The 21,375-nt window shown below is 71.1% G+C and carries 20 protein-coding genes and 1 riboswitch; of the genes, 8 read left to right on the forward strand and 12 right to left on the reverse strand.

Annotation, left to right across the window (positions count from 1 at the left end):
• Nucleotides 1-44 precede the first annotated feature (44 nt).
• Nucleotides 45-1,562 (reverse strand): glutamate-cysteine ligase family protein, encoded by a 1,518-nt coding sequence (locus JHAT_RS27425; RefSeq protein WP_077800959.1) that lies wholly within the window; start codon nucleotides 1,560-1,562, stop codon nucleotides 45-47.
• A 557-nt stretch (nucleotides 1,563-2,119) separates the two neighbouring features.
• On the opposite strand from JHAT_RS27425, the gene JHAT_RS27430 reads away from it, so the two are divergent.
• From JHAT_RS27430 to JHAT_RS27460, 7 genes are all read left to right on the forward strand, one after another.
• Nucleotides 2,120-2,704, forward strand: a complete 585-nt coding sequence (locus JHAT_RS27430; RefSeq protein ID WP_171991077.1) for a hypothetical protein — start codon at nucleotides 2,120-2,122, stop codon at nucleotides 2,702-2,704.
• Between the two features lie 293 nt (nucleotides 2,705-2,997).
• Entirely contained in the window at nucleotides 2,998-3,201 is a 204-nt protein-coding gene (locus JHAT_RS27435; RefSeq protein WP_077800961.1) for a DUF5999 family protein, read from the forward strand.
• A gap of 305 nt (nucleotides 3,202-3,506) precedes the next feature.
• Nucleotides 3,507-3,902: a molybdopterin-binding protein gene (locus JHAT_RS27440; protein ID WP_077800962.1), complete on the forward strand. Its 396-nt coding sequence runs from the start codon at nucleotides 3,507-3,509 to the stop codon at nucleotides 3,900-3,902.
• A gap of 206 nt (nucleotides 3,903-4,108) precedes the next feature.
• Nucleotides 4,109-4,948 carry a molybdate ABC transporter substrate-binding protein gene (modA, locus tag JHAT_RS27445; protein WP_107482032.1) on the forward strand — a complete coding sequence of 280 codons (840 nt, stop codon included), beginning with the start codon at nucleotides 4,109-4,111 and terminating at the stop codon, nucleotides 4,946-4,948.
• On the forward strand, nucleotides 4,945-5,811 hold the full coding sequence (modB, locus tag JHAT_RS27450; protein ID WP_077800964.1) for a molybdate ABC transporter permease subunit: 867 nt from the start codon (nucleotides 4,945-4,947) through the stop codon (nucleotides 5,809-5,811). The genes modA and modB overlap by 4 nt, the downstream gene beginning before the upstream one ends.
• Nucleotides 5,808-6,887 carry an ABC transporter ATP-binding protein gene (locus tag JHAT_RS27455; RefSeq protein WP_107482033.1) on the forward strand — a complete coding sequence of 360 codons (1,080 nt, stop codon included), beginning with the start codon at nucleotides 5,808-5,810 and terminating at the stop codon, nucleotides 6,885-6,887. Before modB ends, JHAT_RS27455 begins: the two co-directional genes overlap by 4 nt.
• Before the next feature lie 26 nt (nucleotides 6,888-6,913).
• Nucleotides 6,914-7,333, forward strand: coding sequence for a molybdopterin-binding protein (locus JHAT_RS27460; RefSeq protein ID WP_077800966.1), 420 nt, complete (start codon nucleotides 6,914-6,916; stop codon nucleotides 7,331-7,333).
• A gap of 52 nt (nucleotides 7,334-7,385) precedes the next feature.
• Here the strand turns inward: JHAT_RS27460 and gcvP are convergent, their stop codons facing one another.
• Nucleotides 7,386-10,271: an aminomethyl-transferring glycine dehydrogenase gene (gcvP, locus tag JHAT_RS27465; protein ID WP_077800967.1), complete on the reverse strand. Its 2,886-nt coding sequence runs from the start codon at nucleotides 10,269-10,271 to the stop codon at nucleotides 7,386-7,388.
• Between the two features lie 174 nt (nucleotides 10,272-10,445).
• Nucleotides 10,446-10,541, reverse strand: a riboswitch (glycine riboswitch).
• Between the two features lie 157 nt (nucleotides 10,542-10,698).
• On the opposite strand from gcvP, the gene JHAT_RS27470 reads away from it, so the two are divergent.
• Nucleotides 10,699-11,076 carry a PRC-barrel domain-containing protein gene (locus tag JHAT_RS27470; protein WP_171991078.1) on the forward strand — a complete coding sequence of 126 codons (378 nt, stop codon included), beginning with the start codon at nucleotides 10,699-10,701 and terminating at the stop codon, nucleotides 11,074-11,076.
• A gap of 22 nt (nucleotides 11,077-11,098) precedes the next feature.
• Here JHAT_RS27470 and JHAT_RS27475 read toward each other — a convergent pair whose 3' ends face one another.
• The 10 genes from JHAT_RS27475 to JHAT_RS27520 all read right to left on the reverse strand — a co-directional run bounded on the left by JHAT_RS27475 (nucleotide 11,099) and on the right by JHAT_RS27520 (nucleotide 21,265).
• On the reverse strand, nucleotides 11,099-12,571 hold the full coding sequence (locus JHAT_RS27475) for a DNA polymerase IV (protein ID WP_077800969.1): 1,473 nt from the start codon (nucleotides 12,569-12,571) through the stop codon (nucleotides 11,099-11,101).
• 50 nt (nucleotides 12,572-12,621) lie between these two features.
• On the reverse strand, nucleotides 12,622-13,305 hold the full coding sequence (locus JHAT_RS27480; RefSeq protein ID WP_171991079.1) for a MerR family transcriptional regulator: 684 nt from the start codon (nucleotides 13,303-13,305) through the stop codon (nucleotides 12,622-12,624).
• Between the two features lie 197 nt (nucleotides 13,306-13,502).
• Entirely contained in the window at nucleotides 13,503-13,976 is a 474-nt protein-coding gene (locus JHAT_RS27485; RefSeq protein WP_004934251.1) for a bifunctional nuclease family protein, read from the reverse strand.
• A gap of 85 nt (nucleotides 13,977-14,061) precedes the next feature.
• Nucleotides 14,062-14,799 (reverse strand): MerR family transcriptional regulator, encoded by a 738-nt coding sequence (locus JHAT_RS27490; protein ID WP_077800971.1) that lies wholly within the window; start codon nucleotides 14,797-14,799, stop codon nucleotides 14,062-14,064.
• Between the two features lie 41 nt (nucleotides 14,800-14,840).
• Entirely contained in the window at nucleotides 14,841-15,800 is a 960-nt protein-coding gene (locus JHAT_RS27495; RefSeq protein ID WP_171991080.1) for an FHA domain-containing protein, read from the reverse strand.
• Nucleotides 15,801-15,861: 61 nt separating this feature from the next.
• A complete protein-coding gene (locus JHAT_RS27500) occupies nucleotides 15,862-16,710 on the reverse strand; it encodes a DUF881 domain-containing protein (protein ID WP_077800973.1) in 849 nt (282 codons plus the stop codon).
• Nucleotides 16,711-16,715: 5 nt separating this feature from the next.
• Nucleotides 16,716-17,048, reverse strand: a complete 333-nt coding sequence (locus tag JHAT_RS27505; protein WP_003977440.1) for a small basic family protein — start codon at nucleotides 17,046-17,048, stop codon at nucleotides 16,716-16,718.
• Complete coding sequence (locus JHAT_RS27510; protein WP_077800974.1) at nucleotides 17,045-17,950, reverse strand: DUF881 domain-containing protein; 906 nt, start codon at nucleotides 17,948-17,950, stop codon at nucleotides 17,045-17,047. Before JHAT_RS27510 ends, JHAT_RS27505 begins: the two co-directional genes overlap by 4 nt.
• Before the next feature lie 98 nt (nucleotides 17,951-18,048).
• Nucleotides 18,049-20,544, reverse strand: coding sequence for a mannose-1-phosphate guanyltransferase (locus tag JHAT_RS27515; RefSeq protein ID WP_077800975.1), 2,496 nt, complete (start codon nucleotides 20,542-20,544; stop codon nucleotides 18,049-18,051).
• A 112-nt stretch (nucleotides 20,545-20,656) separates the two neighbouring features.
• A complete protein-coding gene (locus tag JHAT_RS27520; protein WP_077800976.1) occupies nucleotides 20,657-21,265 on the reverse strand; it encodes a CDP-alcohol phosphatidyltransferase family protein in 609 nt (202 codons plus the stop codon).
• Between the last annotated feature and the right edge of the window lie 110 nt (nucleotides 21,266-21,375).

Below are 21,375 nucleotides of genomic sequence, written 5' to 3' on the forward strand. Positions count from 1 at the left end.
ATGAGGCGGCGCGCGGCGGGGGGCGGGGGCGGGCCCGGCGGGGGTCAGCCCAGCGGCACCGGCTCCGGCAGGCCCACCGGCCACAGGTGCACCGGATCACCCTGGCGCATGAGCTCGACGTAGCGCCTGGTCGTCGCGGCCAGTGCCGCCTCCCGGGACAGACCCGCCTCCAGCGCCCGGTGGAACGTGGCCGCCTGCCAGGACGCGCCGTTGACCCGGCGCCGGCACCGCTCCTCGATCACCCCGAGGTACAGGTCCCGGTCGGCGGGCTCCACCCCCCAGGCGTCCAGCCCGGCCTCGGCGAGCGGCAGCAGTTCGTCGCGTACGAGGACGGCGGCGTCGACCTGGGTGGTGCCGCCGAGCCTGCCGCGCCGGGGCCACTCGAAGCGAGCGTCGATGCCGTGGCGGCACGCGGCCTCGAAGTTGGCGGCGGCGGCCTCGAAGGGCAGCCGGGTCCACACCGGGCGGGGCTCCTCGGCCAGCGCGCGGACGACGCCGTAGTAGAAGGCCGCGTTGGCGATGACGTCGGTGACGGTGGGGCCGGCGGGCAGGACGCGGTTCTCCACCCGCAGGTGCGGGACACCGTCGGCGACGTCGTAGACGGGCCGGTTCCAGCGGTAGATCGTGCCGTTGTGCAGGACGAGTTCCGCGAGCCTGGGCACGCCGCCCGCGTCCAGGACCTCCAGTGGGTCCTCGTCGTCGCAGATCGGCAGCAGTGCCGGGAAGTAGCGCCGGTTCTCCTCGAACAGGTCGTACGCCGAGGTCACCCAGCGTTCCCCGAACCAGGTGCGCGGGCGCACCCCTTGGGCCTGGAGCTCGGGCGGGCGGGTGTCGGTGGACTGCTGGAACAGCGGGGGCCGCGACTCGCGCCACAGCTCGCGGCCGAACAGGAAGGGCGCGTTGGCACCGAGGGCGATCTGCGCGGCGGTGACCGCCTGGGCGGCGTTCCACACGTCGGCGAAGCGGTCCGGGGTGACCTGGAGATGCAGCTGCACCGAGGTGCAGGCGGCCTCGGGGGCGATGGACTTGGACGTGCAGGTGAGGCGCTCGACGCCCTCGATGTCGAGCGTGAAGTCCTCGCCGCGGGCGGCCACGATCTGTTCGTTGAGCAGTGCGTAGCGGTCGACGGCCGAAAGGCTGGAGGAGACCAGGTCGTCCCGGTCGAGGGTCGGCAGAATACCGATCATCGCGATTCCCGCGTCGACCTCGCCCGCCTTCCGGTCCGCATACGCCAGCGACGTGCGGATCTCCTCGGCGAGCCGGTCGAATACCCGGCCGCCCAATCGGTGGGGTGCGATGTTGACTTCCAGGTTGAACATGGCGAGCTCCGTCTGGAAGTCACGGCTCGCGATGCGCTCGAGGACTTGCGCATTCAACATTTTCGGTATCCCGTCGGCCCCGACGAGATTCAATTCGATCTCCAGCCCCATCAGGTTCTTCGGGCGGTCGAACCTCTTCTCCGCCAGCAGTCGCTCCAGGCCCGTCAGGCACCGCTGGAGCTTGTCGCGGTAGCGCTGGCGATCGGACAGGTCGAACTGACCTGCCACGACCTTCTCCCCCATGGAAGAGTCCCTTCTCAGAGCGGTGGGTTGAAGATCCGGCCGCCGGTGTGCCGGTCAGGTGGGATGATGCCCAGTCGAAGCGATCGATAACGTCCCCACGTGCTCACGGCACCCGCTACGCTGAATCGATGCGTCCGGTGGCACATTCACCGGGCATGGCGCATCCCGCAGTTTCGGGGCACGGCGTCTAGTAAAAAACGCCGATGACAATTGGCCGACCGTCCGGTGGGCATTTCTCGAGGTCACCGCCTTGCTCCGGGTGCGAAATACGGAGGAATCCCGCATATCAACGACCGAATGTGTTCTTGTACTGCTTGCCGCGAACGGCTAGCTGAAACACAGCCTGAACACATGTCGTATAAACTTCGCGGACAAGGCAGAAGACCGGCGTCCACGGTCGAAGGATCCTGCCGCCTGGCCCACGCCGGCAGGCCTCATCCCACTTCTCGGTTCCGGACCCCGGTTCCTGCCTCTCCAGCTCGTGAGCTGACAGCGTCGTCCGCCCCGTCACGCACCGCCCTCGCGCCACCGTGCCTTCGAATGAGAGGCGACCCACCATGCCCCTGCATGTCCCCCCGGCTCCCGCGCCCGCCCTGCGCTCCGTCCTGACCGCCCTGTCGTCCCCCACCGCGGTCCGTGAGGCCCGGACCCCGTCCCTGCTCGGCGCCCAGGGGCCCGTCACCCCCGAACTGCCGTTGCCCGTGCACGTCCTGGACAGCGTCTCCACCGAGGGGGTGACGGCCACCCGGCTGACCGGCTGGCGGTTCCTGGTCCGCAGCGGCGACCGGGTGGTGGCGGCGGCGGAGACCATGCCGACCCCGGGCGGGTGGGCCTTCTCCCGCTTCTTCGAGGGCCCCTACCTCGCCTCGACCGAAAGAGCGCTCCGCCAGGCGGAGACGCTGCCGCAGCCCTACCAGCCGCGTCTGCTGTCGGTCCCCGGCCTCTACATGCTCACGCTGTGGCTGCACGGCGACCCGGCCGCGGACCCGGCCGAGGGGTGCCCCGCCGACACCGACCTGCTGGTGCCGCTCGCGCCGGCACCGCCCGGCATCGCGGCCCACCGGCCGCACCGGTTGACCGAACTGCTCCCGCTCCTGACCCACCGGGTGACACCGACGCGACTGCTGCGCTCCCCCGCCTGACCGCTCGTCCGCCCGGGCGGCGGTCCGGGCGGCGGTCCGGGCGGACTAGTCCCGGCCGGCCATGGCGAACCACCCGAAGTGACAGTGCAGTTGCGCTGAACCGCCCGGGTGGGTGACGCGTCTCCCCTCCATGAGAAGCGGTGCTGCGAAATACCTGCGGATCGACGCCCGCGGGGCAACACTGGGTTCGGATCGACCTATCGCCACGGGGGGCGGCCATGGACGACGTTTCACGCCGCGCAACAGACAAGACAGCGCACTCACCCATCACGACGGACCGAGAGACCCCACTCATGTGCCAGCACCAGCCACCGTGTCCTCCAGCCGACTCCGCCGACCGGGAATCCGCCCGTCTCGTGGCACACCACCCGGAGCAGGGGTGGAGCCTGCTGTGCAACGGCGTCGTCCTCTTCGAGGACACCGGTGAGCTGCTGCCGGACGGCAGGGTCATCGCCCCGCACCGCCCGCTCGGCGCCGGGCTGATGACCGCCGCCTGAGCACCTCCGGGCGGTGCGGCGCCGCACCGCCCGGCATGCGGGCCGGCCCGCGGACATCCCGTGGACCGGCCCGACGCGTACCGGCACCCGCCTCCCGCCGGGTGCCCCCCGGTCACGACGTGCACCGGCTCCCTCCAGGCCGCGCCGGAGCACGAGTCGCCGGCAGGCGAGGGCGGGGCCGATGCCGCACACGACCGCGCCGGCGCCGCCGGGTCGGCTGCGTCCGGAGCCGCGATCGCGAACACCCGCAGCGCGGCGGGCCCCTACGCGCACCACTCCCCGCGCCTCCGCCTATCGTGGCCGGCATGCAGTCCTACACGATCGGCCAGGCGGCGCGGCTGCTCGGCGTCAGCCCGGACACCGCCCGCCGCTGGGCGGACGCGGGCCGGATCACCACACACCGCGACGAGGGCGGACGGCGGCTCGTCGACGGGAGGGACCTGGCCGCGTTCTCGGTCGACCTGGCCCGGTCGGGCGCCGCCGACGACGGCACTCCGTACACGTCGGCCCGCAACGCCTTCCCCGGGATCGTGACCGCGGTCAAGCTCGGCGACGTCGCGGCCCAGGTCGAGATCCAGGCGGGCCCCCACCGGCTCGTCTCCCTGCTGACCCGCGAGGCGGTCGAGGAACTCGGTCTGGAGGTCGGGATGGAGGCCACCGCCCGCGTGAAGTCGACGAATGTCCATATCGACAGGACGTGACCCGTCCCGGGTGAGGCACCTGCCATCCGGCCCCGGCACCCGTAAGAACGCACATGCAAGCCTTTCGATCGCATGGGCTCGCTCATGCGATGAAACAGCAGACTCACCCCTCGCAGATGCGGAAGTATGATCGGCGCATCGGGAGTCCGACGTGCGCCCGTCCGCCGGGCCCGCCGACCCCCCACCCGCGACAGAGGGAGTGGCCCGTGACGACCCGTTCCGCACGCAGGACCCGCGGCATCCGCCGGACCGTGCCGGTGACCGGCGCGGGAGTCGCCGCACTGCTGGTCCTGAGCGCCTGCTCGTCGTCGTCCGGCTCGGACTCCGGCTCCGGCGCGGCCGGTTCCTCCTCGTCCTCGTCCGCGAAGGTCTCCGGCACCGTCACCGTGTTCGCCGCCGCCTCGCTCGAGGAGAGCTTCACCGCGCTCGGGAAGGCGTTCGAGAAGGAGCACCCGGACGCCCGGGTCACCTTCAACTTCGGCGGCAGCGACACCCTGGCCGCCAGCATCACCAGCGGCGCGCCCGCGGACGTGTTCGCCTCCGCCGGCCCCAGGACGATGGCCACGGTGACCGACGCCGGGGATGCGGCCGGCACCCCGACGACCTTCGTCCGCAACCAGCTGGAGATCGCCACGCTGCCCGGCAACCCGGACGGGATCTCCTCCCTGAAGGACCTCACCCGCTCCGGTCTGAAGGTCGTGCTGTGCGACAGGACCGTGCCGTGCGGCGCCGCCGCGCAGAAGGCCCTGAAGGCGGGCGGCCTGCAGCTCACCCCCGCCTCCTACGAGCAGGACGTCAAGAGCGCCCTGACGAAGGTCGAGCTGAAGGAGGCCGACGCCGCCGTCGTCTACAAGACCGACGTGAAGGCGGCCGGTGACAAGGTGGAGGGCGTGGACTTCCCCGAGTCGGCCGAGGCCGTCAACGACTACCCGATCGCCCTGCTGAAGCAGGCGCCCAACGCGGACGCGGGCAAGGCCTTCATCGCGCTGGTGAAGTCCGCCGAGGGACAGAGGGTGCTCACCGAGGCCGGGTTCCGCACGCCATGACGAGGCCGACGGCGACCGGGTCCGCGGAGCCCGGGGCGGACACCGTGGAGGGCGGGCCGCGCCGCGGACGCTCCCGCGGGGGCAACCGCACCGTGCCGGTGCCCCTGCTGGTGCCCGCCCTGGTCGGCCTGGCGTTCCTGCTGCTTCCGCTGGTCGCCCTGCTGGTGCGGGCCCCCTGGCGCAGCCTGCCCGCTCAGCTGACCAGCGTCGAGGTGTGGCAGGCCCTGCGGCTGTCGCTGGTGTGCGCCACCTCGGCGACCGTGCTGAGCCTGCTGATCGGTGTCCCGCTGGCCTGGCTGCTGGCCCGCACGGACTTCCCCGGCCGCGGCCTCGTGCGCGCGCTGGTGACGCTGCCGCTGGTGCTGCCCCCGGTGGTCGGCGGTGTGGCGCTGCTGCTGGCGTTCGGCCGCAACGGGGTGATCGGGCAGTGGCTGGACGCGTGGTTCGGGATCACGCTGCCGTTCACCACGACGGGCGTCGTCCTCGCGGAGACGTTCGTGGCGATGCCCTTCCTGGTGATCAGCGTGGAGGGCACCCTGCGGGCCGCCGACCCGCGGTACGAGGAGGCCGCCACGACCCTGGGCGCCTCCCGCTTCACCGCGTTCCGCCGGGTCACGCTGCCGCTGATCGCCCCGGGCGTCGCGGCGGGCTCCGTCCTCGCGTGGGCCCGGGCGCTGGGCGAGTTCGGGGCGACGATCACGTTCGCGGGCAATTTCCCCGGGCGGACCCAGACCATGCCGCTCGCGGTCTACCTCGCGCTGCAGAACGATCCGGCGGCGGCGATCGCCCTCAGCCTGGTGCTGCTGGCCGTCTCCATCGCCGTACTGGCCGGTCTGCGGGACCGATGGATGAGGGCGGCATGAACCGACCGGAACCCACCGCCGCCGCCACCGTGCCCGGCGACGGCCTCGACGCCCGGCTCGTGGTGGACCGCGGGGCCTTCCGCCTGGACGTGTCGCTGGCCGCCGCGCCCGGCGAGGTCGTCGCCCTGCTCGGACCCAACGGCGCCGGCAAGACCACCGCGCTGCGTGCCCTGGCCGGCCTGCTCCCGCTCACCGGCGGTCATCTGCGGCTCGACGGCGTCGCCCTGGACGGTACGCCGCCCGAGTCCCGCCCGGTCGGCGTCGTCTTCCAGGACTACCTGCTCTTCCCGCACCTGACCGCGCTCGACAACGTGGCCTTCGGCCCGCGCTGCCGGGGCGCGGCCAAGGCCGAGGCCCGGGCCCTGGCCGCCACGTGGCTGGACCGGATGGGCCTGGCCGGCCACGCGGGCGCCAAGCCGCGCCGCCTCTCCGGTGGCCAGGCACAGCGCGTCGCCCTCGCCCGTGCCCTGGCGACCAACCCCCGGCTGCTGCTCCTGGACGAGCCGCTCGCCGCGCTGGACGCCCGGACGCGGCTCGAGGTACGCGCCCAGCTCCGCCGTCACCTGGCCGACTTCGAGGCCGTCGCGGTCCTGGTCACCCATGATCCGCTGGACGCCATGGTGCTGGCCGACCGCCTGGTGGTCGTCGAGCACGGCACGGTCGTCCAGGAGGGCGGCCCCGCCGACATCGCCCGCCGGCCCCGCACCGACTACATCGCGCAACTGGTCGGCCTGAACCTCTATCGCGGTCTGGCCGACGCCCACACCGTCCGGCTCGACGGCGGCCCGGCCATCACCACCACGGAGGACCTGTCCGGGCCGGTCTTCGTGGCGTTCCCGCCGAGCGCCGTGACCCTGTACGGGGAGCGTCCCGCCGGCTCCAGCGCGCGCAACCTGTGGCGGTGCGAGGTCGCGGGCCTGGAGACCCACGGCGACCAGATCCGCGTGGACCTGACCGGCGAACTCACCCTCGCCGCCGACCTCACCACGGTCGCCGCGGCCGAGCTCGGCCTCCACCCGGGCGCACCGGTATGGGCGACGGTCAAGGCGGCGCAGACCCACGCATACCCGGCATGACGGCGTCACCGGGCTACGGTGCCCCCATGAGCCTGAGCATCCGTAACCAGCTCCCCGGCACCGTCACCGCCGTCACACCCGGCGAGGCCATGGCGACGGTGAGAGTCCGCCTGACCGGCGGCCAGGACCTCACCGCGGCCATCACCCGGGAGGCCGCCGACGACCTCGGCCTGAGCGCCGGATCGGCCGTCCGTGCCCTGGTGAAGTCGACGGAGGTCTCCCTGGCCACCGGCCGGACCGACGGCCTGTCGATCCGCAACCGGCTGCCCGGCGCGGTCACCCGGATCACGCTCGGCGAGGCGATGGCGGCCGTCCGCGTCACCGTGGGCGACGCCGAACTCACCGCCGTGATCACGAAGGAGGCGGCCGAGGAGCTGGGCCTCTTCGTGGGTTCCGACGTCGTCGCCCTGATCAAGTCGACCGAGATCGCGCTCGCCACGACGTGACAGGGGTGAAGGCCCCGCCCCGGACGGGGACGGGGCCTTCACCGCGGCCCGATCAGCCCTCGTAGGCGTCCAGCGGCGGGCAGGAGCACACGAGGTTCCGGTCGCCGAAGGCCTGGTCGATACGGCGCACCGGCGGCCAGTACTTGTCGGCCACCGACACTCCGGCCGGGAACACGGCCTCCTCGCGCGTGTAGGCGTGGTCCCAGTCCCCGCCCAGGGCACCGGCGGTGTGCGGGGCGCCCCGCAGCGGGTTGTCGTCCGCGGGCCAGGTGCCGGAGCCGACCTTGTCGATCTCCGCGCGGATGGCGATCAACGCGTCGCAGAACCGGTCCAGCTCGGCCAGGTCCTCGGACTCGGTCGGCTCGATCATCAGCGTGCCGGCCACCGGGAAGGACATCGTCGGCGCGTGGAAGCCGTAGTCGATCAGCCGCTTGGCGACGTCGTCCACGCTCACGCCGGTCGCCTTGGTCAGCGGGCGCAGGTCGATGATGCACTCGTGCGCGACCAGCCCGGCCGGGCCGGTGTACAGCACCGGGAAGTGCGGCTCCAGGCGCTTGGCGATGTAGTTGGCGGACAGCACGGCCACCTGGGTGGCGCGCTTGAGCCCCTCGCCGCCCATCAGCCGGACGTACGACCAGGAGATCGGCAGGATGCCGGCCGAGCCCCACGGCGCCGCCGAGATCGGTCCGACACCGGTCTGCGGACCGGCCGCGGGCTGCAGCGGGTGGTTGGGCAGGTACGGCGCCAGGTGCGACCGCACGGCCACCGGGCCCACGCCGGGGCCGCCGCCGCCGTGCGGGATGCAGAAGGTCTTGTGCAGGTTCAGGTGGGAGACGTCGCCGCCGAAGTGGCCGGGCTTGGCGAGACCGACCAGGGCGTTGAGGTTGGCGCCGTCCACGTAGACCTGGCCGCCGGCGTCGTGCACCCGGGCGCAGATGTCGGCGACGTGCTCCTCGAACACGCCGTGCGTCGAGGGGTACGTGATCATCAGCACGGCCAGCTCGTCGCGGTGCTTCTCGATCTTGGCGCGCAGGTCCTCGACGTCGACCTCGCCGTCCTCGGCGGTCTTGACGACGACGACCTTCATGCCGGCCATCACGGCGCTGGCGGCGTTGGTGCCGTGCGCGGAGGACGGGATGAGGCAGACGGTGCGCTGGTCGTCGCCGTTGGCGCGGTGGTAGCCGCGGACGGCGAGCAGACCGGCGAACTCGCCCTGCGACCCGGCGTTCGGCTGGAGCGACACCTTGTCGTACCCGGTGACCTCGGCGAGCCGCTCCTCCAGCTCCCGGATGAGGGTGAGGTAGCCCTGCGCCTGCTCGGCGGGCGCGAAGGGGTGCAGCGCGCCGAACTCGGGCCAGGTGACCGGCTCCATCTCGGTGGTCGCGTTGAGCTTCATGGTGCAGGAGCCCAGCGGGATCATGCCGCGGTCCAGTGCGTAGTCGCGGTCGGCGAGACGGCGCAGGTAGCGCAGCATCGCGGTCTCGGAGCGGTGCGCGTGGAAGACCGGGTGGGTCAGGAAGTCGTCGGTGCGCAGCAGCGCCTCGGGCAGCGCGTCCTCGGCGCTCGCGTCCAGCGCCTCGACGTCGCCCTCGACGCCGAACGCGTTCCACACGCCACCGACCTGGGCGCGCGTGGTGGTCTCGTCGCAGGCGAACGACACGTGGTCGGCGTCGACGAGGCGCAGGTTGATGCCGTTCTCACGGGCGGCGTGCACGATCTCGCCGGCCCGGCCCGGCACCCGCGCGGTGACCGTGTCGAAGTAGGCGCCGTGCACGATCTCGACGCCGCCGGCCGCGAGGCCCGCGGCGGTGACCGAGGCGTACCGGTGGGTGCGGCGCGCGATGGCCCGCAGCCCGTCCGGTCCGTGGTACACGGCGTACATGCCGGCCATGACGGCGAGCAGCACCTGCGCGGTGCAGATGTTGCTGGTCGCCTTCTCACGGCGGATGTGCTGCTCACGGGTCTGCAGGGCGAGGCGGTAGGCCTTGTTGCCGTCGGCGTCGACGGAGACGCCCACGAGGCGGCCGGGCAGGCTGCGCGCGAACTTCTCGTGCACGGCCATGTAGCCGGCGTGCGGCCCGCCGAAGCCCATCGGCACACCGAAGCGCTGGGTGGTGCCCACCGCGATGTCCGCGCCCAGCTCGCCGGGCGAGGTGAGCAGCGTGAGGGCGAGCAGGTCGGCGGCGACGGTGACGAGCGCGCCGAGTTCGTGCGCCCGGTCGATGACCGGCTTGATGTCGCGGACGGCCCCGGAGGCGCCCGGGTACTGGATCAGGACGCCGTTGATCTCCCGCTCGGCGACCTCGGCCGGGATGCCGGCGCTCAGATCGGCGACGACGACCTCGACGCCGGTCGGCTCGGCGCGGGTCCGGATCACGGCGATGGTCTGCGGCAGGGCGTCCGCGTCGACGAGGAAGAGGCCCTTCTTGTTCTTGCCCATGCGCCGGGACAGGGCCATCGCCTCGGCGGCGGCGGTGCCCTCGTCGAGCAACGAGGCGCCGGAGGTCGGCAGGCCGGTGAGGTCGGCGACCATGGTCTGGAAGTTCAGCAGGGCCTCCAGGCGGCCCTGGGAGATCTCCGGCTGGTACGGCGTGTACGCGGTGTACCAGGCCGGGTTCTCCATGACGTTGCGCAGGATGACCGGCGGGGTGAAGGTGCCGTAGTAGCCCAGGCCGATCATGGAGTCGAGGACCTGGTTGCGGTCGGCCAGCGAGCGCAGCTCGGCCAGTACCTCGGCCTCGGAACGGGCGCCCGGCAGGTCGAGGGCGTCGGCGTTCTTGATCACATCCGGTACCGCGGCGGCCGTCAGCTCGTCGAGCGAGCCGTAGCCGACCTGCGCGAGCATCTTGGCCCGGGCCTCGTGGTCGGGGCCGATGTGGCGCTGCTCGAAGGGTGCTGCCTGTTCGAGCTCGGAAAGCGGAGTGCGAGGGGCGGTCATTGCGGAGGCCTCCTGGTCTGACGACCTTCGAGGGGCACCACGGCGCGGGTGCCCGGACGGCCTCCCCCTCTGTCATCTCGACCTGAGAGCTTCACCGGGCCGCCCGAGGGTTGCCGGCTTTCACCGTCGGTGAGAGCGGAAGCCGTCGGCCCCCGCCCTGCTTTCCAGAGTGACCTCGTCCGTGCGGTACGTGTGCCTGAGAGATTCCGGGGAGGATTTGCTCCTTCGGCGCCTCCGATGATGCCTGGAGGACTCTCCCGCACGGGGTCAGCAGCCGTTTGCCAGCCTACCAGCGAGGCGGACGCACAGGTCTTCGAGTGACTGAGCGCACCTTCGAGTGGCCGCTCTCCCCGATGTGCCTTTTCGTAGTACTGGCGGCTGATTCGCCGGATGGTTTGCGACCGGAGTGCGACCAAGTGGAGGGCCCGTGCGTACCGACATCGATCCGCGCAGTCTGATAGGCCGCAAGGCGTTCGACCGCAACGGGGCCAGGATCGGTACCGTCGACGAGGTCTACCTCGACGACGCCACCGGCGTCCCCGAGTGGGCGGCCATACGCACCGGACTGTTCAGCAGGGACGCCTTCGTGCCCCTGGAGCCCAGCGAGCTGGTCGACGGTGCCCTGCGCGTGCCCTTCGACCGGACCCTGATCAAGGAGGCTCCCGACTTCGGCGTCGGCCGCCACCTCTCGCCGGAACAGGAGCTCCAGCTCTACCACCACTACGGTCTCGACGTGGCAGCCGCTCCCCCGCTCCCGGACCACGACTTCGGCAAGCTGGCGGGCACGGGCAACGAGGAGAGCTGAGGCCCTGCTCGCGGCAGGCGGCTCACGGGGTCGCCCCCGCGACCCCGTGGCCGGCGGCCTCGGCGGCCGGAGGAGGTGCGGGGACCTCGGCGTCCGGCGTCATGGCCGCGGCTTCCCTTCCGGTGGAGGCCGTCACCCCGTCTTCCCCGGGGCCTCGCTGCGCGGACACGACCAGCGGCAGCGGCTCGGCCGGTGCCAGCTGCGGATCGTCGACGGAGAAGGTCCGCACCCGGCCGGGCCCGGAGTACGGCGTCTCGAAGCGCACCGTGACCCGTCCCAGGCCGCTGCCCTGCACCCACCCGTGCCCGAGCTCCGCGTGCCGTACGTCGTGCCCCGAGGGCCATCGGCGCTCGGCCGGCGCCTGCCGGTGCTCCTCGGCGGGTTCGCCGTCCGGCTCCTTCAAGAACTCCTCGGCCCGTTCCCCCGCCGCCTGCGCGAACAGGTCCTCCTGCGTGTAGTCGGCGAGCCCGCTGACGCCGACCCCGAGCAGTCGCACACCGCCCGTGGTGTCCACCGAGTCCAGCAGCCGGGCCGCCGCCTCCCGCACCACCGCCGGGTCGTCCGTGGGCCCGCGCAGGGTCTCCGAGCGCGTCAGCGTGGAGAAGTCGTACCGCCGTACCTTGAGCACGATGGTCCGGCCGGACAGCCCGGACGTGCGCAGCCGCCGCACGCACCGGTCGGCGAGCCGCGCCACCTCCACACCGACCCGCACGCGGTCGTGGATGTCCACGTCGTACGTGTCCTCGACCGACACCGACTTGGTCTCCCGCTCGGACACCACGGGACGGTCGTCACGCGCCAGCGCCATCGCGTACAGGGCGTGCCCGTGGGCCTTGCCGAGCAGTCGTACCAGCTCGTCCTCGCCCGCCTCGGCGAGCTCCCCGACCGTCGTGATCCCGGCCCTCCGCAGATGGTCGCCCGTCGCCGGTCCCACCCCGGGGAGGATCCGGACGGACTTCGGACCGAGCATGGACCGCTCGGTCCCGGGCTCGATGAGCACCAGCCCGTTCGGCTTGGCCTCCTCCGAGGCGATCTTGGCGAGCATCTTGGAGGCGGCCAGACCGACCGAACCGGTGAGGCCGGTGACGGCCCGGATGTCCGCGCGCAGCTTCGCCCCGACCGACCGCGCCGACGCCGCGTCCCGGGCCGCACCACCGGCCTCCAGGTCCACGAACGCCTCGTCCAGGCTCAGCGGCTCGACCAACGGCGACAGTGCCCGCAGCAGCCGCATCACCTGCCCGCTGATCGACCGGTACAGCTCGAAGCGCGGGACGAGATAGGCGGCGTTGGGCGCGAGCCGCCGGGCCTGGCCCATGGGCATCGCCGAGCGGACGCCGAAGACCCGCGCCTCGTAGGAGGCCGTGGCGACCACTCCCCGCGGGCCGAGCCCGCCGACGACGACGGCCTTCCCGCGCAGACTCGGCTTGGACGCCTGCTCCACCGAGGCGAAGAAGGCGTCCATGTCGAGGTGCAGGATCGTGGGCGCGGTTCTCACGTCTCCGATGCTGCCCTACGCCACTGACAACGCCCCGCCCGCCGCGGTGCTCAGACCGCCCGGTTGCGGCGCCGCGCCAGTTCGTCCGCCGGGTTGGGCCCGATCAGGGTCTCCCCCGTGTCGATCCGCTCCCCGTGCAGCTGGGACAACGCGCTCTCCACGTCCCGCCACACCACGCCGACGGCGATCCCGAAGACGCCCTGACCGCCCTGGAGCAGGGCGTGGACCTCGTCGGGCGAGGTGCATTCGTAGACCGTGGCGCCGTCGCTCATCAGCGTCGTGCGCTCCAGGTCGCGGAAGCCGCGTTCCCTGAGGTGCTGCACGGTGGTGCGGATGTTCTGCAGCGACACCCCGGTGTCGAGGAACCGCTTGACGATCTTCAGCACGACGACGTCGCGGAAGCTGTAGAGACGCTGGGTGCCGGACCCGTGGGCGGGCCGCACGCTGGGCTCGACCAGACCCGTACGGGCCCAGTAGTCGAGCTGCCGGTAGGTGATGCCTGCGGCGGCGCAGGCCGTCGGCCCGCGGTAGCCGATCTGCTCGGACGCCATGGACGTCGCCCCTCCGCTGCTCGGCACGGCCGCCGGCCGCTGCGGAGCGTGATCGGCCGCGCTGCCGTGCTGGGGATACCCCCCGCTCGAGCGGAACCGAGGGCTCGGGGAAGAGTACGAGCCACCCACCCCGAGGCCGCGCCCGGGGCCACCCCCAGCCGTACCGTCGCCGCTCATTCTCACGCCGACCTCCGTCCTTGACCTGCCTCCTCGACGGTAGGCAGTCACCAAGGGTGCGTCAACGATCGCCACACTCGGCACGCCGGGTGATAATCACCCTAAGGGTGGTTTCGCGTGCCCCGTCACGGGGAACGGGTAGCCGAATGTGCCCGGGAGGGGCCGTACGACGCTGTCGTGCCGTTGCCGACCCGTGTGCGTGACTACTGGTTGCTGGTCCCGAAGTCCTCCGGCGAGATCTGGTCGAGGAACTCGCGGAACTTCTCCACCTCGTCCTCCTGCTCGTCCGGAATGGCGATGCCCGCGTCGTCGAGCACCGTGTCGCTGCCGTAGATCGGCGTTCCTGTGCGCAGCGCGAGCGCTATGGCGTCGGACGGCCGGGCACTCACCTCGACACCGCTGGCGAAGACCAGCTCGGCGTAGAAGACCCCCTCACGCAGGTCCGTGATGCGTACTTCCGTGAGCTCCTGGCCGACGGCCTCCAGCACGTCCTTGAACAGGTCGTGGGTCAGCGGCCGCGCGGGAGCCATGCCCTGCTGGGCGAAGGCGATCGCCGTCGCCTCCCCCGGTCCGATCCAGATGGGGAGGTAGCGGTCGCCTCCCACTTCGCGCAGCAGCACGATCGGTTGGTTGGAGGGCATTTCGACCCGGACACCTACGACATCGAGCTCGTTCACACAGCAACCCTAGGCCGTGCCCGGGACGTTTGGGTAGTCGGGCCGGGAACAGGTGGGCGATCCGGGTGCCCGGCGACGCTCCGTTTCAGGACAGCCGCACCCCGAGGGCAGTCTGCACCAGCGCAGCGTGCAGTTTCACCGCCAGCCCGGCCAGCTCCCTGGTGCGGGCCTCGGCATGCGCCCTGGTCTGCGGGTTGCGGTGCCGCCTGAGCGGGGCCACCACCTGGTCCACCAGCCCGGCCTCCCGGTCGGCGGCGGCCTTCATCAGCCGCAGGTGCCGTGGCTCGATCCCGAACCGGCCCAGCTGAACCACGAGCGAGGCCACGGTGACCGCCTCGGCGTCGTACGCGCCGTCGGCCAGTGGAGCGACGAGCCCGTACGACTCCCACTCCGTCAGCTCCTGCTCCCCGATACCGGCGGCGGCGAGCAGCTCGTCCCGTCCGATCCGGGCCGCCGTGGGCCCCTCGTCGGGCTCCGGCACGGCTTCCCCGCTCCGCTGCCGGCCCAGGGCCGGCAGCCGCACCGCCTCACCGCGCTCCATGGCGTCCAGATGCTCGCGGATCACCTTGAGCGGCAGGTAGTGGTCCCTCTGCATGCGCAGGACGTGGCCGAGGCGCTCGACGTCGTCCGCACTGAACTTGCGGTACCCCGCAGGGGTACGCCGCGGCTCGACCAGACCCTCCGACTCCAGGAAGCGGATCTTGGAGATGGTGATGTCGGGAAACTCGTCGCGCAGCGTGTTCAGTACCGAGCCGATGCTCATCAGCCCGCTGTCCGTGGCGGCGGTGCCGGACACGGCACCGCCGCTCGGTGTTCGAAGCATGGACCTTCCCTGGGACTCCCCCGGAACAAGTCCGGGGACGGTCAGTAGCCCCGCTGGCTCGCGTAGAAGACCAGCCGGTACTTGCCGATCTGCACCTCGTCGCCGTTCGACAGCGCGACCTGGTCGATCCGCTCGCGGTTGACGTACGTGCCGTTCAGGCTGCCGACGTCGGCCACCGTGAACGAGCCGTCCGGACCGCGACGGAACTCCACGTGCCGGCGCGAGACCGTCACGTCGTCCAGGAAGATGTCGCTCTGCGGGTGACGCCCGGCCGTGGTCAGCTCCCCGTCCAGCAGGAAGCGGCTGCCGGAGTTCGGACCACGCCGCACGACCAGGAGCGCCGAGCCCAGGGGCAGCGCGTCCACGGCCGCCTGCGCCTCGGGAGAGAGCGCCGGCACCGCCGTCTGACCGGTCATCTCGGCGTCGTACGCCTCCAGGCCGGAGATGGAGATCGTCGAGGTGGTCTCGGACGCGCGCTCCGGAACCGCCCCGGGGCGCAGCGGGGCGCCGCAGTTGGAACAGAAACGGCTGCTCTCCGCGTTGCGGTTACCGCACCTCGTGCAGACCAGGGCGGACATGGACGGATCCTCCTGCCGCGGCTGCCCCGCCGGGGCATTCGACGTGTACGGGCCGGAGGAGAACCCTCCACCCGCACCTGAGGTTGACGGTTGGCCGAAACCTATGTCGCCGGACTGCGCAGGGTCAACAGACGACGCGCCCTGACCACCGGGAATGCCACCACCCGGACCAGCCACCTGGTCCCGGAACATCGGACGCGGACCCTCTGCGTCAGGCTGTGCGCGATGGCGGGCGGTCGCGTTGTCGCTGCCCTCTCGCGCGCTCTTGCCGAACAATTTCGCAAACAACTTCACGGGCGATTCCCCTTGACCGAAACAGACCCGCCCGTGGGGCAGGACGAACCCTGACTGACCGTACTGGCCGACCCGGACACCTTCACAACGTCCGTTTCCACCAGACAGTTTCCACCACGCACCACCCAAACGGTGCGCCGACCCCCCGCAACCTCATGCCCTCGCCGCACACCCCCCATGCACCGCCGGTTCACTGGGAGGACGACCGAGCGTAGTCAGGCCGCTTCGTCGCTCGCAAGGCGTCCACGACGATCTTGCTCGACCGCTCAACAGTAACGGTGGCCTGTTCCTTCTCCAGAGTCTGCACCACGCCTCCAGGGATGTTGAGCGCCGGTTCGAGGTCCTGCGGCTTGCCGATGACCTGGAAACGATAGGGCGCGTTGATCTTGTTCCCGTCGACGCTCACACTCTTGTCGGCGTCGGTGAGGTAGGTGCTCGCGACGACCCGGACCCCGTTCACCTGGATCGCCTCCGCCCCCGCCGCGCGCAGCTCCTGGACCGCGTCGAGCAGCATGTCCGCCTCGACCGCCCCCTTCGTGTCCTCGACGGTCACCGTGATGCCGGGCCCCTGCGCGGCCACCGTGCCCGCCAGGATGCCGAGTTGCCGCTCCTTCTCCAGCGTCTGCTTGCGGGCCTCCTCGGCCTGGTCCGAGCTGTTCTCCAGCTCGTCACGCTGCTTCTCGAGACCTTGCTTCTCGTCTTCAAGACGCTGAGTCCGGTCATCCAGTTCATCGAGGATGCGCACGAGATCCTCCTGTCGGGCGCCGCGCAGCGCACTGTCGCTGTCGCTGTTCGACGCGACCTGGACCGCGAGGCCGAATCCCAGACCGAACAGCAACAGCGCGACGATCAGTTGGGCCCGGGTGACGCGTGGCGGCCACAGCCCCTTCACCAGCCGCTGCCGGCCGGTGAGTCCGGGCCGCGGCTGCGCCCCGCCCTCCTCCTGCGGGGCGCCCCCGACGGGCGGGGCGGCGGCCGGCACCTCCTCGGGCAGTTCCCTGCGCAGCCTGTGCACGGGCTGCTCGTCGTGGTCGCTCATCGGCCTCACGCCCGGAACACGTGCCGGCGGATCGCCGCGGCGTTGGAGAAGATGCGGATGCCGAGGACGACCACGACACCGGTGGACAGCTGGGCGCCCACACCCAACTTGTCGCCGAGGAACACGATCAGTGCGGCCACGACCACGTTCGACAGGAACGACACCACGAAGACCTTGTCGTCGAAGATGCCGTCGAGCATGGCCCGCAGTCCACCGAAGACGGCGTCGAGCGCCGCCACGACGGCGATCGGCAGATAGGGTTCGACGGCCGCCGGCACCTCGGGCCGGACCAAGAGGCCGGCCACGACTCCCACGACGAGGCCCAGTACGGCGATCACGATGTGCCCTTCCCGGATATCGGTTGTGCTGTACGTACGATCACGCTCGGTGCGGCCGGGAGCCGGAGCTCGCCCTCCACGGAGAGGGCGGTCCGGATGCCGTAGCTCTCCTGGAGGGCGTGCAGGTACAACCCGTCCGCACTGTCCTGGAACCTGCTGCTGAGCTGCTTCCCGTCCCCCACCGCGAGCACCGTGTACGGCGGCACGAGCGGTCTGTTGTCGACCAGTATCGCGTCCCCCGCGGCGCGGATCGCCGACAGTGCGGTCAGCCGCTGCCCGTTGATGGAGATCGCCTCGGCCCCCGACTCCCACAGCCCGTTGACCACGCGCTGCATGTCCCGGTCCCGCACCCGGCCGGTGTCGGAGAACCCGGAGGTACCGCGCGGCCGGCCGTCGGCGCCGGTCCCGGCGTCCTCGGCGTCGTTCACCACGAGCTTCACACCGGGGCCGTGCACTTCGACCGCACCGGCCAGGACGCCCACCAGGTCGGCCCGCTCGCCGTCGCCGCTCTCCTCCAGCGCCTCACGCTGCCGCGCGCTCACCTCGTCGCGCAGCTCGTCGACGTTCTCCTCGAGCTCGTCGGCCGCCGAGGTCTCCTCCTCGATGCGGTCGATCAGCTCCTCCCGCTCCTTGGCGACGACGGGGGCCGCGACGCGTGCCTGCGCCGCTCCGACCGTGACCACCAGGGCGGCGAGCACCAGCCCTGCCGCCAGGGCGAGCTTGGCGCGGAGTGTGCGGGGCATGCCACCGGCGCCCTCGGCCTTCTTCCGCGCGGCGGCCTCGGCGTATCCGTCGTCGAGACTGTGGTCCATCACGTTGGTGAGCAACGACATGGACGCGTCCGGGCGCGCGGGCCGCGTGGTTGTGCTCCGAACGGGGGGTTGGTGCGGCATGCCGCACATCGTCGCACGCCACGGCCACTACCTCCGAACGGCCCCACCGGCGTGCCGGACAGGCCCCTTTGGGGACACTTGTCCGGCACGCACGCGTGCGGAGCGTTCTACCGGCCCGCGCTGTCCACCACCGTGGACCATTCGTCGAGCAGCGCCTGCGCGGAGGCGTCGTCGGGGCCCTCGGCCCACAGATGGGTGACGGCTTCGGCCGGGTCGGGCAGCACCATCACCCAGCGTCCGTCGGCCTCCACCACGCGCACGCCGTCGGTGGTGTCCACGAAGCGGTCTCCGGCCGCCTCGACGACCCGCCGCATCACCAGCCCCTTGACGGCCCACGGGGTGGCCAGGTCGCGCTTGAGGACGTGCGCCCGCGGAATCCGCGCGTCGATCTGGCTGAGCGTGAGCTGCGTCCGCGCCACCAGGCCGATGAGTCGTACGAACGCCGCCGTGCCGTCGTAGACGCTGCTGAACTCCGGGACGATGAAGCCGCCCTTGCCGTCACCGCCGAAGATCGTGCCTTCCTCACCGCCGACCCGCGTGAGGTCGTCCGGCGAGGTCGTCGTCCACTCGACCTGGGTGCCGTGGTACGCCGCCACCTGCTCGGCGATCCTGGTGGTCGTCACCGGCAGCGCGACCCGGCCGCTGCGCCGCTCGGCGGCGATGAGGTCGAGCATGACCAGCAGGGCCCGGTCGTCCTCGATGATGCGGCCCTTCTCGTCGACGAGCGAGAGCCGCTCACCGACCGGGTCGAACCGCACACCGAACGCGGCCCGCGACGACGCCACGATCTCCCCGAGCCGCACCAGCCCCGATCGCCGCATGTCCTCCGATTCGGTCGGCCTGGACTCGTCGAGACCGGGATTGATGGTCAGCGAGTCGACGCCGAGCTTGCCGAGCAGGCTGGGCAGGACGAGCCCGGAGCTTCCGTTGGAGGCGTCCACGACCACCTTGAGCCCGGATTCGGCGATCCCGGTGGTGTCGACGTTCCGCAGCAGTGATCCGGTGTACGAGTCGAAGACACTGGAGGGGAAGTGCAGGTCCCCGATCTCGCCGGGGAAAGCGCGCCGGTACTCCTGCCGCGCGAACACCCGGTCCAGCTTCCGCTGGCTGCCCTGCGAGAGGTCGGCGCCCTGCCCGTCGAAGAACATGATGTCCACGGAGTCCGGCACCCCGGGCGTGGTGCGGATCATGATCCCGCCGGCGCTGCCGCGCGCGGTCTGCTGCCGCGCCACGGGCAGCGGTACGTTCTCCAGGTCGCGTACGTCGATGGCGCTGGCCTGCAACGCGGAGATCACCGCCCGCTTCAGCGCACGCGCGCCGCGGGAGTGGTCACGGGCCGTAGTGACGGTGGAGCCCTTCTTCAGCGTGGTCGCATAGGCGCCGGCCAGCCGCACGGCCAGCTCCGGCGTGATCTCCACGTTGAGGATGCCGGACACCCCGCGGGCACCGAAGAGATGGGCCTGCCCCCGCGACTCCCAGATGACCGAGGTGTTGACGAAGGCACCGGCCTCGACCGTCTTGAACGGGTACACCCGCACATTGCCCTGGACGATCGATTCTTCACCGACCAGGCACTCGTCGCCGATGACCGCACCGTCCTCGATCCGCGCGGCACGCATGATGTCGGTGTTCTTGCCGACCACGCAGCCCCGCAGATTGCTGTGCGGCCCGACGTACACGTTGTCGTGGACGACGGCCTTGTGCAGGAAGGCGCCGCTCTTGACGACGACGTTGGACCCCACGACCGTGTGCTCACGGATCTCGGCGCCGGCTTCGACCTTGGCGTAGTCGCCGATGTAGAGCGGTCCGCGCAGCACGGCGTCGGGGTGCACCTCGGCACCTTCCGCCACCCATACACCGGGAGAGATCTCGAAGCCGTCGATGTCGACGTCGACCTTGCCCTCGAGGACGTCGGCCTGGGCCTTGACGTAACTCTCGTGGGTGCCGACGTCCTCCCAGTAGCCTTCGGCGACATAGCCGTAGACGGGCTTGCCTTCCTTCATCAGCTGCGGGAAGACGTCGCCCGACCAGTCGACGGGCACATCGGGGTCGACGTAGTCGAAGACCTCGGGCTCCATGACGTAGATACCGGTGTTCACGGTGTCCGAGAAGACCTGGCCCCAGGTCGGCTTCTCGAGGAAGCGCTCGACCTTGCCCTCTTCGTCGACGATGGTGATGCCGAATTCCAACGGGTTGGGCACGCGTGTCAGACACACGGTGACGAGCGCACCCTTTTCCTTATGGAAGTTGATCAGGTCGGTGAGGTCGAAGTCGGTCAGAGCGTCACCGGAAATAACGAGGAAGGCATCGTCCTTCAACGCCTCCTCGGCGTTCTTGACGCTTCCGGCGGTACCGAGTGGCTTCTCCTCATTGGCATAGGTGAGCTCCATTCCGAGCTCCTCGCCGTCACCGAAGTAGTTCTTGACCAGGGAGGCCAGGAACTGCACGGTGACGACGGTCTCGTTGAGCCCATGCCTTTTGAGCAGCCTCAGAACGTGCTCCATGATCGGTCGGTTGGCCACCGGCAGGAGCGGCTTGGGCATGCTCGAGGTCATCGGGCGAAGGCGCGTGCCTTCGCCTCCGGCCATCACGACGGCCTTCATGTCGGAAGCGTCCTCCTCTAAGAGATGAAGGTTGACCCACTTTCTCCCGTCCAGCGTGCCGCACTTCTGCAGCGCGGGCCATTTGGCCACGGCGGCCGCGCAAGGGGCGAGTTCAGTCGGTCAAGGTGTCCGCACGGACCAAGCGGCGGACCTGAACCACATAGAGAACACCTGCCCACCAATACAGGGTTGTACCCCACCCGGCGAACGCCCATCCGAAAATCGCAGCGAGTGACGCGATCCACCCGCTGCCGTCACTGAGCAGAAGCAGGGGGAAGGCGTACATGAGGTTGAACGTGGCGGCCTTCCCCAGGAAGTTCACCTGGGGCGGCGGGTAGCCGTGGCGGCGGAGGATTCCCACCATCACCAGGAGCACCGCTTCGCGGGCGAGCAGGACGAGGGTCAGCCAGAGCGGAAGGATCTCCCGCCAAGTGAGGCCCACCAGAGTCGACAGAATGTACAGCCGGTCGGCCGCGGGGTCCAGGAGCCTACCGAGGCTGCTGATCTGGTTCCAGCGCCGCGCGAGCTTCCCGTCCAGGTAGTCACTGACTCCGCTGAGGGCCAGCACCAAGAGGGCCCAGCCGTCACTTTGCGGGCCGCCGAACTCGGGCCGGAGGATCAACCACAGGAACAGGGGCACGCCGGCGAGGCGCGCCATGCTGAGGATGTTCGGAATGGTGAGGACCCGGTCAGTCTGCACGCGGGTCTCCTGGACCTCCACGCGGGGGCCTCCTGGAAGAAACGAACCAATGATGCTCCACGACCTTACCCCAACGCAAAAAAGCTCCGGCTCTTGGGCTGTTGTGCCCAAGAGCCGGAGCTCTAAAAGGA

Source organism: Streptomyces sp. JHA26, assembly GCF_002005565.1.
In the GTDB taxonomy this organism is placed as follows: Bacteria; Actinomycetota; Actinomycetes; order Streptomycetales; family Streptomycetaceae; genus Streptomyces.